This is a genomic window from Stenotrophomonas sp. CASM114 (assembly GCF_049384325.1).
Classification (GTDB): Bacteria; Pseudomonadota; Gammaproteobacteria; order Xanthomonadales; family Xanthomonadaceae; genus Stenotrophomonas; species Stenotrophomonas muris.
The window spans coordinates 128,794-141,728 of the sequence record NZ_JBMRGJ010000007.1 but is presented as its reverse complement, the minus strand read 5'-3'; the positions used below and the strand labels follow the sequence as shown (position 1 = coordinate 141,728).

Sequence of the window (12,935 nt, the reverse complement as noted above, 5' to 3'; positions counted from 1 at the left end):
GTCCCGCCTGGGCGGCGATGCCTGCGGGCATCGCACATGGGGCTTACTCGGACAGGTTCCGGCCGTGGAACAGCTCTTCGATCTCGCGCTTGAGCAGCGCTTCGATCTTCATGCGTTCCTTGAACGACAGGTTCTTGGCCTTTTCCTCGAACAGGTACTGGTCCAGGTCGAAGTCCTTCAGGTGCATCTTCGTGTGGAAGATGTTTTCCTGGTAGACGTTGACGTCGAACATCTCGTAACGCGACTTGATGTTCTTGGCCAGGAAGTTCTGGATCGAGTTGATCTTGTGATCGATGTAATGCTTCTTGCCCTTCACATCGCGGGTGAAGCCACGGACACGGTAGTCCATGATCACGATGTCCGATTCCAGGCTCTCGATCAGGTAGTTCAGGGCCTTCAGCGGCGAAATGACGCCACAGGTGGCCACGTCGATGTCCGCGCGGAACGTCGCGATGCCTTCCTGCGGATGGGTTTCCGGGTAGGTATGGACAGTGATGTGGCTCTTGTCCATGTGCGCGACCACGGCGTCGGGAATCAGTTCCTTGCCGGCCTGCTTCTTGTCGATCACCGGCTCTTCGGAGATCAGGATGGTCACCGAGGCACCCTGCGGGTCGTAGTCCTGGCGGGCCACGTTCAGGATGTTGGCGCCGATGATCTCGGCGACATCGGTCAAGATTTGAGTCAGCCTGTCGGCGTTGTACTCTTCATCGATGTATTCAATGTAACGCTGACGCTCCTCTTCGGTGCGCGCGTAACACACGTCATAGATGTTGAAGCTCAGCGCCTTGGTGAGGTTGTTGAAACCCTGCAGCCTCAGGCGAGGCAACGGCTTGACCACGGCGGTCGATTCCTGTGTAAGAAGGGAAAGGGGGAATTATGGGGCAAACTGCCCCCGGGGGGAACGTGAAGACGCAAGAGTTCTGGCACACTGTTTGCCCTTAACAATTGCGCTGGTTAAGCTCCGCTATCGACCCCGTGAATCCGTTCATGCGCAGAGGGAGCGCCCCTATCGTGTCAACCGTGCGCCTAGCTAGCAGTCCACTGGCCCTGGATATCGCCACAATCGATCGTTTCCTGGCGCACAGCCACAGGCGGCGATATCCCACCCGTACCGACGTCTTCCGACCCGGTGACCCGGCGGGAACCCTGTATTACGTCATCAGCGGCTCGGTTTCGATCATGGCCGAGGAAGATGACGATCGCGAGCTTGTGCTGGGCTACTTCGGTGCCGGCGAGTTCGTCGGCGAGATGGGCCTGTTCGTCGAATCGGACCGCCGCGAGGTGATCCTGCGGACCCGTACCGCCTGCGAGCTGGCTGAAATCAGCTACGAGCGCCTGCATCAGCTGTTCCTCGGCCCGCTGTCGGCCGACGCCCCGCGCCTGCTGTACGCGCTGGGCCAGCAGATCTCCAAGCGCCTGCTCGACACCAGCCGCAAGGCCAGCCGCCTGGCATTCCTGGACGTTACCGACCGGATCGTGCGCACCCTGCACGACCTGGCGCAGGAACCGGAGGCGATGAGCCATCCGCAGGGCAGCCAGCTGCGCGTCTCCCGCCAGGAGCTGGCACGCCTGGTCGGCTGCTCGCGGGAAATGGCCGGCCGCGTGCTGAAGAAGCTGCAGACCGACGGCCTGCTGCATGCCCGTGGCAAGACCGTGGTGCTGTACGGCACCCGTTGACCGTTGAGCACCCGGTGGGTGCGGACCTTGGTCCGCACTCCTTCGCGCGCTAGGCTCGGGGCATGGAACTGAGCAGCGAATTCTGGTGGTTCATCCTCATCGGCCTGGGCGCACAGCTGGTCGATGGCGCGCTGGGCATGGCGTTCGGCCTGGTGTCTTCGTCGGTGATGCTGAGCATGGGCCTGCCCCCGGCGCAGGTCAGCGCCAGCATCCACACCGCTGAAGTGTTCACCACTGGCGCCTCGGGTGTGTCGCACCTCGCAGCCGGAAATGTCGAGAAGCGCCTGTTCCTGCGCCTGGCCCTGCCTGGCGCGGTGGGCGGTGCCGTGGGCGCGTACGTGCTCACGCAGATCCCGGGCGAGATCATCCGGCCACTGATCTACCTGTACCTGCTGGTGCTGGCGATCATCATCCTGGCCCGCGCGGCCGGACGCTGGATGCCCAAGGGCGAGATCCGACGGGTACCGGTGCTGGGCTTCTTCGCGGGCCTGCTCGACGCCAGCGGTGGCGGCGGCTGGGGGCCGATCGCCACGTCCACCCTGCTCGCCCGGGGTGGCCAGGCGCGCACCACGATCGGCACGGTCAATGCGGCGGAGTTCGTGGTCACGCTGACGGTGTCGGCGACCTTCCTGCTGTCGATGGGGGTGCAGCACCTGCAGATCGTCGCCGGCCTGCTGATCGGCGGCATGATGGCCGCGCCGGTAGCCGCCATCCTGGTCAAGCGGGTGAAGGAGCGCTGGGTGCTGGTGGCCGTCGGCGTGCTGGTGCTGGGGATCAGCCTGTTCCAGATTGGCCACGCGGTGTACGGGCACCTGTACCGCTGAGCGTTTGCCGGCCAGCGGCCGGCACTACCGGGACAGAGAAGCGCCGGCACAACCGCGACGGAGAAGGGTAGTGCCGGCCGCTGGCCGGCAGATCCATCACCGTGCGGCGGGATCAGGCCTTGTCGCCGCCCCGGTCCACGCAACCCCAGTTGAGGATGCGGGTGCCCGCCGGCAGCACGCGGCGGAAGAACGCCACCCGGCCCGGCTTCGGGTTCACCACTACCGGCGCCTTGGCTGCCAGCAGCAGCGGCAGGTCGGCGGTGCTGTCGGAATAGGCGATATCGATGTCGCCGTAGCCGCGCTCGCGCAGCATGCGCATCTTCTCTTCATTGTGGCAGTGGCGGGTCGGGCCGACGCCGCCCAGCCGTGGGCCGACCTCGGTGCCGATCACCGGTACGTCCTGGTGGGCCACGAAAGCCAGGATCGCGCGCGCCAGCTCCGGCGGCGCACCTGTGGCAACCACCACGCGGTCACCCTTGGCGCGGTGCGCGGCGAACACCTCCAGCGCCTGCGGCAGCAGCTTGGCGCGCATCTGCGCCTGGTTGCGCAGCACATAGGCGTCGATCACCTTGTTGAAGTCACGCGCACGGTGCAGGCCGAAGCTGCCGATCCACACATAGACCGAGATGCCCGCGCGACGGGTCGGCAGCATCGCCACCATCGGCCCGGCGATCGGCGTGACCAGCAGCGCCGCCAGCATGCGCAGCGGGTTGCGCTTGATCAGCGAGGCGAACAGGTGGGTGCCCGAATCGCCGTCGTACAGGGTGTGGTCGAAGTCGAAGACCACCAGCGGCGCATCCTCGCGCGGCGTTGGATAGTGCGTTGTCATGCCGCGAAGAATAGCTGACGCAGGCCCTCGCCCGGCTCTTCCACGCGCATGAAGGCTTCGCCGACGAGGAAGGCATGGATGCCGGCGTCACGCATCAGCGCCACGTCCTGCGGGCCAAGGATGCCGCTCTCGGTGACCAGCAGGCGGTCACGCGGCACCGCGTTCTGCATCTCCAGCGTGGTCTGCAGCGACACTTCGAACGTGCGCAGGTTGCGGTTGTTGATGCCGATCATCGGCGCCGGCACCTGCAGCGCACGCTCCAGCTCGTCGATGTCGTGCACTTCCACCAGCACGTCCATGCCCAGCGACAGCGCCAGTTCGGACAGCGTGGCCAGCTGGGTGTCGTCCAGCGCGGCGACGATCAGCAGGATGCAGTCGGCGCCCAGCACGCGTGCCTCGTACACCTGGTAGGCGTCGATGACGAAGTCCTTGCGCAGCACCGGCAGCGTGCACGCCTCGCGCGCCTGCTGCAGGTAGGCGTCGGCGCCCTGGAAGAAGTCCACGTCGGTCAGCACCGACAGGCAGCTGGCGCCGCCGAACTCGTAGCTGACGGCGATGTCGGCCGGGCGGAAGTCCGGGCGGATGACGCCCTTGGACGGGCTGGCCTTCTTCACCTCGGCGATCACCGCTGGATCGCCGTTGGCCACCGCCGCCTGCAAGGCGCGCACGAAGCCACGTACCGGCGGGGCGCTGGCCACGGCGGCCTGCAGCGCCTCGAGCGGGCGCTGGGCGCGGCGCTGGGCCACTTCTTCGGCCTTGCGGGCCAGGATCGTCTGCAGGATGTCGCTCATCGTCTTCGGTTCGGTGCGGGGGCGGTGAGGACGGCCATTATCGGCCATCGACGGGGTCAGGCTGAACCGCGCGCTCAGGCAACCAGCGCGCGGGTGGTCTCAACATACTGCTGCAGGCGCTGGCGGGCACTGCCGTTGGCGATGGCGGCACGGGCGCGGGCCAGGCCGTCGCCGATGTCGCTGGCCACGCCGGCAACGTACAGCGCGGCGCCGGCATTCAACGCAACGATGTCCAGCGCCGGGCCGGGCTCATTGTCCAGTACCGCGCGCAGCATCTGGATGGACTGCTCCGGGCTGTCCACGCGCAGGTTGCGGCTGGCCGACATGGCGATGCCGAAGTCCTCCGGGTGGATCTCGAACTCGCGCACCTTGCCGTCGCGCAGTTCGCCCACCAGCGTGCCGGCACCCAGCGAGATCTCGTCCATGTTGTCGCGGCCCCAGACCACCATGGCGCGCTCGGTGCCCAGCTCGCGCAGCACGCGGGCCTGGATGCCCACCAGATCGGGATGGAACACGCCCATCAGTACCGACGGTGCGCTGGCCGGATTGGTCAGCGGGCCGAGGATGTTGAAGATGGTGCGCACGCCCATCTCGCGGCGCACCGGCGCGACGACCTTCATCGACGGGTGATGGATCGGCGCGAACATGAAGCCGATGCCGGTCCGGTCGATGGCCGCTGCCACCTGATCCGGCTGCAGTTCGATCACCGCGCCCAGCGCTTCCAGCGCGTCGGCACTGCCGGACTTGGAAGATACGCTGCGGTTGCCATGCTTGGCCACGCGCGCGCCGGCGGCGGCCGCGACGAACATCGAGCAGGTGGAGATGTTGAAGGTGTGCGAGCCATCGCCACCGGTACCGACGATATCAACCAGGTTGGAGGTATCGGCCACCGGCACTGGCCGGGCGAATTCACGCATCACGGTGGCCGCCGCGGCGATCTCGTCCACGGTCTCCTTCTTCACGCGCAGCCCGGTCAGGATCGCCGCGGTCATCATCGGCGAGACGTCGCCGCGCATGATCTGCCGCATCAGGTCGACCATTTCGTCGAAAAAGATTTCGCGGTGTTCGATGGTGCGATGCAGGGCTTCCTGGGGGGAGAAGCTCATGGGAATGCTCCTTGGATCAGGCCGCCGGGCGCTGCAGGAAATTGCGCAGCAGGGCGTGGCCGTGTTCGGTGAGGATGGATTCGGGATGGAACTGCACGCCTTCCACCGGGAACTGGCGGTGGCGCAGGCCCATGATCTCTTCGATCGAGCCGTCGTCGTTCTCGGTCCAGGCGGTCACTTCCAGCACATCGGGCAGGCTGTTCTTGTCCACCACCAGCGAGTGGTAGCGGGTGGCCTGGTAGCGGTCCGGCAGGCCGGCGAACACGCCCTTGCCTTCATGGCGGATCGGCGAGGTCTTGCCGTGCATGATGTTGCCGGCACGGATGACCGTGCCGCCGTAGACCTGGCCGATGCCCTGGTGGCCCAGGCAGACGCCGAGGATCGGCGTGGTCGGACCCAGGCGCTGGATCAGCTCCAGCGACACGCCCGCTTCGTTGGGCGTGCACGGGCCGGGCGAAATGACGATGCGCTCGGGCTTCTGCGCGGCGATCTCGTCCACGCTCATCGCATCGTTGCGCACCACCTTCACCTCGGCGCCCAGCGTCTGCAGGTACTGCACGAGGTTGTAGGTGAAGCTGTCGTAGTTGTCGATCATCCACAACATGGTCAGGTTCCGTCGCTTATCAGGAAAATGGCGTACACGTTTTCGGTGTAGGTGATGGGGCCGGCTTCAATGGATTCGGGCTCAGCGGGCGCGGGCGCGGGCGCGGAGGCGGGCGCGTAGCTGCCGGTCACCGAGATCCTGTCGAGGTCCCCGCCGTCCTCGCCCTGCTGCGGCCATTGCCCGGCCCGGATGCCGTAGGCGAAGTCCGGCGCCACATCGGAGATGCTGTACAGGCCACGCACTCTTGTTCCATAGGCCTTGGCCAGGCCCTGCGCGGACTCGCGGGTCTGGGCCGCTGCCTCGCCCTTGAGTTCGCGGCGCAGCGCCACTTCGCCCGAATAGGTCGGCGCCAGGCTGCTCACCTGTACGTTCTCGTTGGCCTTCAACGCCCCCAGCACATCCTGCATCGCCTTCACGCTGGCGAAGCTGGCACGCAGCTGGCGCGATACGCGGGTACCGATGAAGACCTGCCGGTTCTGCTCATAGCGCGTGGCCGGGCCGATCCGCAGGTTGTCCGCGCGCACGCTGCCCTCCACCGCCTTGTGCTGCTTGAACAGTGCCAGCACGCGGGCAACGTTGTCCTGCACGCGGCGGCGTGCGGCGTCGGCGTCCATGTCGGTCTCTTCGATGTTCAACTGCAGGCCGAACCGATCCGGCATCACCGTGCGGCTGCCCTGCCCCTTCACCAGCAGGTGCGGCTGCGAGGGAATCGTGTTGGCCTGCGCCCACGCAGACGGGGCCATCGTGGCCAGCAGTGACGACCACAGCAATGCGCTCAGCAGCTTCATGCGGTACTCCTTGTCTTGAATGGGAACAGCGGAAGGTGCCGCGGCGCAGGCCACGGCACGGGGAGGATCACAGGCCCTTGGCGGCCTGGGCGACGGCGCGGAACAGCGCGCGGCCCTTGTTCATCGTCTCGTCCCATTCCTTGTCCGGGTCCGAGTCGTAGACGATGCCGGCACCGGCCTGCACGTACAGGCGGCCATCCTTGATCACCGCGGTGCGGATCGCGATCGCGGTATCGGCATCGCCGTGCCAGCCGATGTAGCCGATGCTGCCGGCGTAGACATTGCGCTTGATCGGTTCCAGCTCGCGGATCACTTCCAGCGCGCGGATCTTCGGCGCGCCGCTGACCGTGCCGGCCGGGAAGGTGGCACGCAGCACGTCGGCATAGCTCAGGCCCGGCTGCAGCTGCCCGGTCACTTCGCTGACGATGTGCATCACGTGGCTGTAGCGTTCGATCACGAACTGCTCGCCCACCTCCACGGTACCTGCCTTCGAGACGCGGCCGGCATCGTTGCGGCCCAGGTCGATCAGCATCAGATGCTCGGCGCGTTCCTTCGGATCGGCCAGCAGCTCGGCTTCCAGCGCCAGGTCCAGCTCGGGCGTGGCGCCACGCGGGCGGGTGCCGGCGATCGGGCGCACGGTGACTTCGCCATCCTGAAGGCGTACCAGGATTTCCGGCGATGAACCGACCACCTGCAGGTCGCCGACATCCAGGAAGTACATGTACGGCGACGGGTTCAGTGCACGCAGCGCGCGGTACACATCCACCGGGCGCGCCTTGAACGGCACGCTCAGGCGCTGGCTGAGCACCACCTGGAAGATGTCGCCGGCGCGGATGTATTCCTTGCTGCGCTGGACCGCATCGACGAACCCTTCGCGGGTGAAACCGGAGACGAAATCCGATTCGTCCAGCACGTCGCTGTTGAGCGGCGCCGGATAGCCGGCACCCGGTGCACGCAGCTTGGCAGTCAGTGCATCCAGGCGCGCCTGGGCCTGCTCGAAGGCACCGTCGACGCGCGGGTCGGCGTGCACGATCAGGTACAGCCGGCCCTTGAGATTGTCGAACACCGCCAGCTCGTTGGAGTCCAGCAGCAGGATGTCCGGCGTGCCCAGCTCATCGCGGCCGGCCGGCGGGGCCAGGCGCGGCTCGATGTAGCCGATGCACTCGAAACCGAACCAGCCGACCAGGCCACCGGTGAAGCCCGGCAGGCCGTCCAGCTTCGGCACCGAGTGGGCGCTGCGCAGCGCCTCGACCTCGGCGAACGGGTCGGCCACTTCGCGGGTGTCCACCACCTGGCCGTCTTCGCGCACGGTCAGCGTGTGGCCATGGAAGGCGTAAACGCGACGCGCCGGCAGGCCGATGATCGAGTAACGACCAAAGCGCTCGCCGCCTTCGACGGATTCAAACAGGTAGGTATTGGGGCCGTCGGCGAGCTTCAGATAGACCGAAAGCGGCGTGTCCAGGTCGGACAGCACTTCACGGACGACGGGAATATGGGTGTGGCCTTCAGCGGCCTGCTGCTGAAACTGAGCGTGCGAGTTCAAGACGACTTTCCTTCCGGGACACAGCGTTATGGGGGCGGACGACGGCAACGGGCCACCATCGCCACCAACGGCGTGCGGAAGAAAGGGTATGCGGGGTCGTCAGGCTGGACACCCCTTGACTGTATCGCAGCTTGGTCGGCAGGGGAACCCTGGGAAACTGAACCACGGGACGGGCGGGGCCGGCCACGGGAACCGACGACGCGGTCCGGTAGAGTCGACTGTTGGTCGACTTGCGCGCGTCGCGCGGGGTTCTACGCCGTCGGAACGAAGAGCAGTCGACTGACAGTCGACTCTACCCCCTACCCATCTACCCCCTGCCCCGCCAGCAACGGGCAACCGACCGGCAGGTGCATCCGCACCCTGCCCGGCACGCACGCGATGCGGAACTGGCGGGCCTGCACCGGCTCGCCGTCCAGGTTGAGCGTCAGCGGCCGCTCGGCTTGCACCTGCAGCCACGGCAGCCTCGCACGCGTGGCCAACTGTTCGAGTGCGGCCTGCGTGCCCGACTTCAGCATCTGGCCGAGGGTCGCGGTGACCTCCCCTTCCAGCTCTGGCAGCACGGTGACATCCAGCAGCCCGTCGTCGATCAGGGCCTGCGGGCACAGCTGCTGGCCACCGCCGGCCTGGCGGCCATTGCCGATGCCGAGCGCGATGAAGTCGCCTTCCCAAGCGAAATCCGGGCCGGACAGGCGCGCGGTGATCGGCTCGATGCGGCCCAGCTTGGCGATGCCGGTGATCACGTAGGCCAGCCCACCCAGCATCTTCTTCAAGCCGGCATCGGTCTCCACCGTCACCTGCGTGCCGAAGCCACCACTGGCGAGGTTGGCGCACCACCAGGGCGTGCCATCGGCGTCCACGCGCAGCAGGTCGATGGCATGCGGCGGTGCCTGGCCGATCAGGGCGAAGGCCTCCTGGGGCCCGGTCGGGATGCCGGCAGCCGTGGCGAAATCGTTGGCGGTCCCCATCGGGATCAGCGCCAGCGAAGGCAGCGCCTGCGCCGGTTCATCGCGATGGGCCAGGGTTTCGGCCACGGCACTGAGCGTGCCGTCGCCACCGGCGGCCACGATCACGTCCACGCCATGGTCGATGGCTTCGGCAACGTAGCGTTCGGCGTCGCCGTCTTCCCAGGTCACCCGCACGTCCAGCTGCATGCCCTGCCCGCGCCAGTGGCCGACGGCATCGCGCAGCTCCTCGTTGCCAGCGGATTTTCCATTGAGGATCAGGCGCCAGCGCGGGGTGGTCATGCAAAGCTTCCAAAGATGGGGACGACCAAGGCTAGCAGCGCCCGACGACGGGCCTGGTGAAGTCGGCGAAACCGTTCAGCCAAGCGCAACGATCCCAACCCTGAGGGGACGTTCTTCCGTGTACATCGGCTCCTCTGTGTCGGCGTCGATTTCGTCATCGGCATGGTCCTGTTCAACGCACATGTATCGAGAGTTGTTCCAATCGTCGACCACGATGGCCTGTACAACACTGCGGATATCCGTCGTTTCAATGAGGTGGCAGCCAAATGGCAGACGACCGTGCTCGGATGACACCAGGCTCAGGCGCAGCTGGCGCACCAGCATGTCGTGCCAGCAGTAGAACGTCATTGCATGACCTGCGATCTGCGCAGACCGGTGCGCGGCAACCCTGTGAAGGAAGGCAACCACCTGTTCGACATCCAAAGTCACTTCCGCTGGCGGAGAGAATGCGCAGAGATTTCCGCGCGCCTCAGCGTTGATGTGCTCCAGATCCATCACCAGCGCATCTTCTGTTGCAAACTGAAACCACGATTCAAGCAGGTCGGCGACATCATTCTTCATCTGCGCACTTTAGTGCGCCTGTGCCAGTCCCGACAGGGCGATTAACGACATCATGTCACCAGGTTGTCATTGAAGACCCGGAGAATGGAAGGCCATAGCAGGGACGACGGATGGAGGCAGGATCAGCCTCCCACGCATGCAGCGAAGCCACGCCCGTGATGGGCGTGGCTTTTTTTTGCCCGGCCGTAGATCCACGCCGTGCGTGGATGCACGTCATCTCACCCGTTGGCGAAATCGTGCAGCGCCTGGCCCTGCAGCCGGTACACGGTCCACTCGTCCTGCGGCTTCGCGCCGGCAGCGGTGTAGAACGCGATGGCCGGGGTGTTCCAGTCCAGCACCGACCACTCGAACCGGCCGCAGCCTTCGGCCACGGCCTGGCGGGCGATGTACTTCAGCAGCGCCCTGCCAGCGCCTGCGCCACGCTTTTCCTGGCTGACATACAGGTCTTCCAGGTAGATGCCCTTGCGGCCCAGCCAGGTCGAGTAGTTGTAGAAGTACACGGCGTAACCGATGGCCTCGCCACCGGCTTCGCAGATCAGGGCGCGTGCCGTGGCATCGGGTCCGAACAGGCTCTCGGCGATGCCGATCTCATCGGTCTGCACCGAGTGCTCGGCCTTCTCGTAAATGGCCAGCTCGCGGATGAAATGCAGGATCAGACCGGCATCGGCCACGGTGGCCGGGCGGATGTTCAACACGGCCACCGTGCTCATGGTTCAGCCCCGCGCCGCGGCAACGTTGGCGCGCATCTGCGCGATCACGTCCTGGTAGCTGGTCTTCGCATTGAAGATGGCCGAACCGGCGACGAAGGTATCGGCGCCAGCGGCAGCGATCTGGCCGATGTTGTCGGCCTTCACGCCACCGTCGATCTCCAGGCGAATGTCCTTGCCGCTGGCGTCGATCATCTTGCGCACGACCTTCAGCTTGTCCAGCGCCGAGGGGATGAAGGCCTGGCCGCCGAAGCCCGGGTTGACCGACATCAGCAGCACCAGGTCCAGGTCCTCCAGCACCCAGTCGAGGATGTCCACCGGCGTGGCCGGATTGAGCACGATGCCCGGCTTGCAGCCCAGCGAGCGGATCAGCTGGATGGTGCGGTGCACGTGGCGGCTCGCCTCCGGATGGAAGCTGATGTAGGTGGCACCGGCCTCGGCGAAGTCCGGGATGATGCGGTCCACCGGCTCGACCATCAGGTGCACGTCGATCGGTGCGGTCACGCCGTGCTTGCGCAGCGCCTGGCAGACCATCGGGCCGATGGTCAGGTTCGGCACGTAGTGGTTGTCCATCACGTCGAAGTGGACCCAGTCCGCGCCGGCGGCGAGGACGTTGTCGACTTCCTCGCCGAGGCGGGCGAAGTTGGCGGACAGGATGGAGGGGGCGATGAGGCAGTGGGACATGGCCGGGGCCTTCGGAACGGGGAAAAGGTTCTCCCGCCCGCAGGCGGGACTCTGGAATCAGCGCTTGCGCAGGGTCTTGATGCGGTCGTAGGCGGCATTGATCCGCCGCGACTTCTGCTCGGCCTGCTGCTGCAGCTCGGGGGCGGCACCGCCCAGCTTGTCGGGGTGGTACTGCGAGATCAGCTTGCGGTAGGCGCGCTCGACCTCGGCATCGGTGGCCTCGGAGGTCAGCCCAAGCTCCCGGTACGGGTTCTCCTTGTTCAGGCGGAACCAGTCCGAATCGAAGGCGTGGCCGATCAACAGGCCGACCACCGCGCCGAACAGCGGATTGGGCCGGAACAGCAGGGCGCCGGCGATGAATCCGAGCAGTTTTCCGTACCAGCGCATGGCGCTCCGGGGTCGACCGACGAAATGGACGCTCATTTTACGTCACAGCGGGCCCGGACCGCTTTACACTAGGCCGCCCGCTGGTCAGCGGGCCCGCCGGGTCCGTTGGGCAGCAGCCGTATCGACAACGCCCCAGGAGTGCCCGTGCCAACCACGCTGTTGCAATCCGATCTCCCCGGCCTGCCCTTGCGCCATCGCGGCAAGGTGCGTGATGTGTTCGATATCCCGCGCGAGCGGCTGCCAGCCGGAACCCCGCCGGGCGAGTACCTGCTGATGGTCGCCACCGATCGCCTGTCGGCGTTCGACGTGGTGCTGCCTGACCCGATTCCGGGCAAGGGCGAGATGCTCTGCCAGGTCTCCAACTTCTGGTTCGCCAAGACCGCGCACCTGATGCCCAACCACCTTACCGGCATCGACGTGGCCAGCGTGCTGCCCGAAGGCGTGGACCCAGCCCTGTACGCCAAGCGTGCGGTGGTCACCCGCAAGCTGAAGCCGGTGCCGGTGGAAGCGATCGCCCGCGGCTACCTGATCGGCAGCGGCTGGAAGGACTACCAGCGCACCGGCAAGGTCAGCGGCATTGACCTGCCCGATGGCCTGCGCCAGGCCGAGCAGTTGCCGGAGCCGATCTTCACCCCCTCGACCAAGGCCGCCGTCGGCGACCATGACGAGAACATCGATTTCGATGCGATGGTGAAGCAGGTCGGTGCGGAACTGGCCGAGCGCGTGCGCGACGCCACCCTGCGCATCTACAAGTTCGCGGCCGATTACGCCCGCGAGCGCGGCATCATCCTGGCCGATACCAAGTTCGAGTTCGGTACCGACGCCGATGGCCGCCTGTACATCATGGACGAGATGCTGACGCCGGATTCCTCCCGTTACTGGCCGGCCGACGAATACGAAGTGGGCACCAGCCCGCCGAGCTACGACAAGCAGTTCGTGCGCGATTACCTGGAGACGCTGGACTGGGGCAAGACCGCCCCGGGCCCGAGCATCCCGGCCGAGATCATCGAGCGCACCCGCGCCAAGTACGCCGAGGCGCTGCAGCGCCTGGCCGGGATCAGCGTCGACTGATCCCCCCGCGTCCCCCCCGGCCGGAAAGGCGGGGGGCGCTCTGATCGCGGTAGTGCCGGCCGCTGGCCGGCAACCTCGCGAACTCGGCTATGCTCTGGAGTGCCGGCCAGCGGCCGGCA

The 12,935-nt window shown here is 66.4% G+C and carries 15 protein-coding genes; 3 read left to right on the top strand and 12 right to left on the bottom strand.

The window, feature by feature from the left end; translation table 11 throughout:
* Positions 1–43: 43 nt before the first annotated feature.
* Positions 44–838 (bottom strand): adenosylmethionine decarboxylase, encoded by a 795-nt coding sequence (speD, locus tag VG566_RS10095; protein ID WP_014648662.1) that lies wholly within the window; start codon positions 836–838, stop codon positions 44–46.
* Positions 839–987: 149 nt separating this feature from the next.
* Between speD and crp the strand changes: the two genes are divergently transcribed.
* Together crp and VG566_RS10085 are read left to right on the top strand one after the other, a co-directional pair.
* A complete protein-coding gene (gene crp, locus VG566_RS10090; RefSeq protein WP_010482649.1) occupies positions 988–1,677 on the top strand; it encodes a cAMP-activated global transcriptional regulator CRP in 690 nt (229 codons plus the stop codon).
* A 62-nt stretch (positions 1,678–1,739) separates the two neighbouring features.
* Positions 1,740–2,501 (top strand): sulfite exporter TauE/SafE family protein, encoded by a 762-nt coding sequence (locus VG566_RS10085; protein ID WP_014648664.1) that lies wholly within the window; start codon positions 1,740–1,742, stop codon positions 2,499–2,501.
* A gap of 112 nt (positions 2,502–2,613) precedes the next feature.
* On the opposite strand, the gene VG566_RS10080 is transcribed toward VG566_RS10085, so the two are convergent.
* The 11 genes from VG566_RS10080 to VG566_RS10030 all read right to left on the bottom strand — a co-directional run bounded on the left by VG566_RS10080 (position 2,614) and on the right by VG566_RS10030 (position 11,745).
* Positions 2,614–3,330, bottom strand: coding sequence for a haloacid dehalogenase-like hydrolase (locus VG566_RS10080; protein ID WP_005419826.1), 717 nt, complete (start codon positions 3,328–3,330; stop codon positions 2,614–2,616).
* Positions 3,327–4,121, bottom strand: coding sequence for an indole-3-glycerol phosphate synthase TrpC (gene trpC / locus VG566_RS10075; RefSeq protein ID WP_241884495.1), 795 nt, complete (start codon positions 4,119–4,121; stop codon positions 3,327–3,329). Before trpC ends, VG566_RS10080 begins: the two co-directional genes overlap by 4 nt.
* Positions 4,122–4,195: 74 nt before the next feature.
* The gene (trpD, locus tag VG566_RS10070; RefSeq protein ID WP_032960711.1) at positions 4,196–5,227 is read right to left on the bottom strand and encodes an anthranilate phosphoribosyltransferase; all 1,032 of its coding nucleotides are present in this window, start codon (positions 5,225–5,227) and stop codon (positions 4,196–4,198) included.
* 16 nt (positions 5,228–5,243) lie between these two features.
* On the bottom strand, positions 5,244–5,831 hold the full coding sequence (locus VG566_RS10065; protein WP_014038739.1) for an anthranilate synthase component II: 588 nt from the start codon (positions 5,829–5,831) through the stop codon (positions 5,244–5,246).
* A 2-nt stretch (positions 5,832–5,833) separates the two neighbouring features.
* Complete coding sequence (locus tag VG566_RS10060) at positions 5,834–6,619, bottom strand: SIMPL domain-containing protein (protein ID WP_049404521.1); 786 nt, start codon at positions 6,617–6,619, stop codon at positions 5,834–5,836.
* 67 nt (positions 6,620–6,686) lie between these two features.
* Complete coding sequence (trpE, locus tag VG566_RS10055) at positions 6,687–8,162, bottom strand: anthranilate synthase component I (RefSeq protein ID WP_100450706.1); 1,476 nt, start codon at positions 8,160–8,162, stop codon at positions 6,687–6,689.
* A 299-nt stretch (positions 8,163–8,461) separates the two neighbouring features.
* Positions 8,462–9,406: a lipid kinase YegS gene (gene yegS / locus VG566_RS10050; protein WP_241884494.1), complete on the bottom strand. Its 945-nt coding sequence runs from the start codon at positions 9,404–9,406 to the stop codon at positions 8,462–8,464.
* 75 nt (positions 9,407–9,481) lie between these two features.
* A complete protein-coding gene (locus VG566_RS10045; RefSeq protein WP_154331291.1) occupies positions 9,482–9,967 on the bottom strand; it encodes a hypothetical protein in 486 nt (161 codons plus the stop codon).
* Between the two features lie 218 nt (positions 9,968–10,185).
* On the bottom strand, positions 10,186–10,668 hold the full coding sequence (locus VG566_RS10040) for a GNAT family N-acetyltransferase (RefSeq protein WP_057494390.1): 483 nt from the start codon (positions 10,666–10,668) through the stop codon (positions 10,186–10,188).
* A 12-nt stretch (positions 10,669–10,680) separates the two neighbouring features.
* Positions 10,681–11,358, bottom strand: coding sequence for a ribulose-phosphate 3-epimerase (gene rpe / locus VG566_RS10035; protein WP_064239392.1), 678 nt, complete (start codon positions 11,356–11,358; stop codon positions 10,681–10,683).
* Between the two features lie 57 nt (positions 11,359–11,415).
* A complete protein-coding gene (locus tag VG566_RS10030) occupies positions 11,416–11,745 on the bottom strand; it encodes a J domain-containing protein (RefSeq protein ID WP_005411327.1) in 330 nt (109 codons plus the stop codon).
* A gap of 144 nt (positions 11,746–11,889) precedes the next feature.
* On the opposite strand from VG566_RS10030, the gene VG566_RS10025 reads away from it, so the two are divergent.
* Complete coding sequence (locus VG566_RS10025; protein WP_014648673.1) at positions 11,890–12,816, top strand: phosphoribosylaminoimidazolesuccinocarboxamide synthase; 927 nt, start codon at positions 11,890–11,892, stop codon at positions 12,814–12,816.
* The last annotated feature ends 119 nt before the right edge of the window (positions 12,817–12,935 follow it).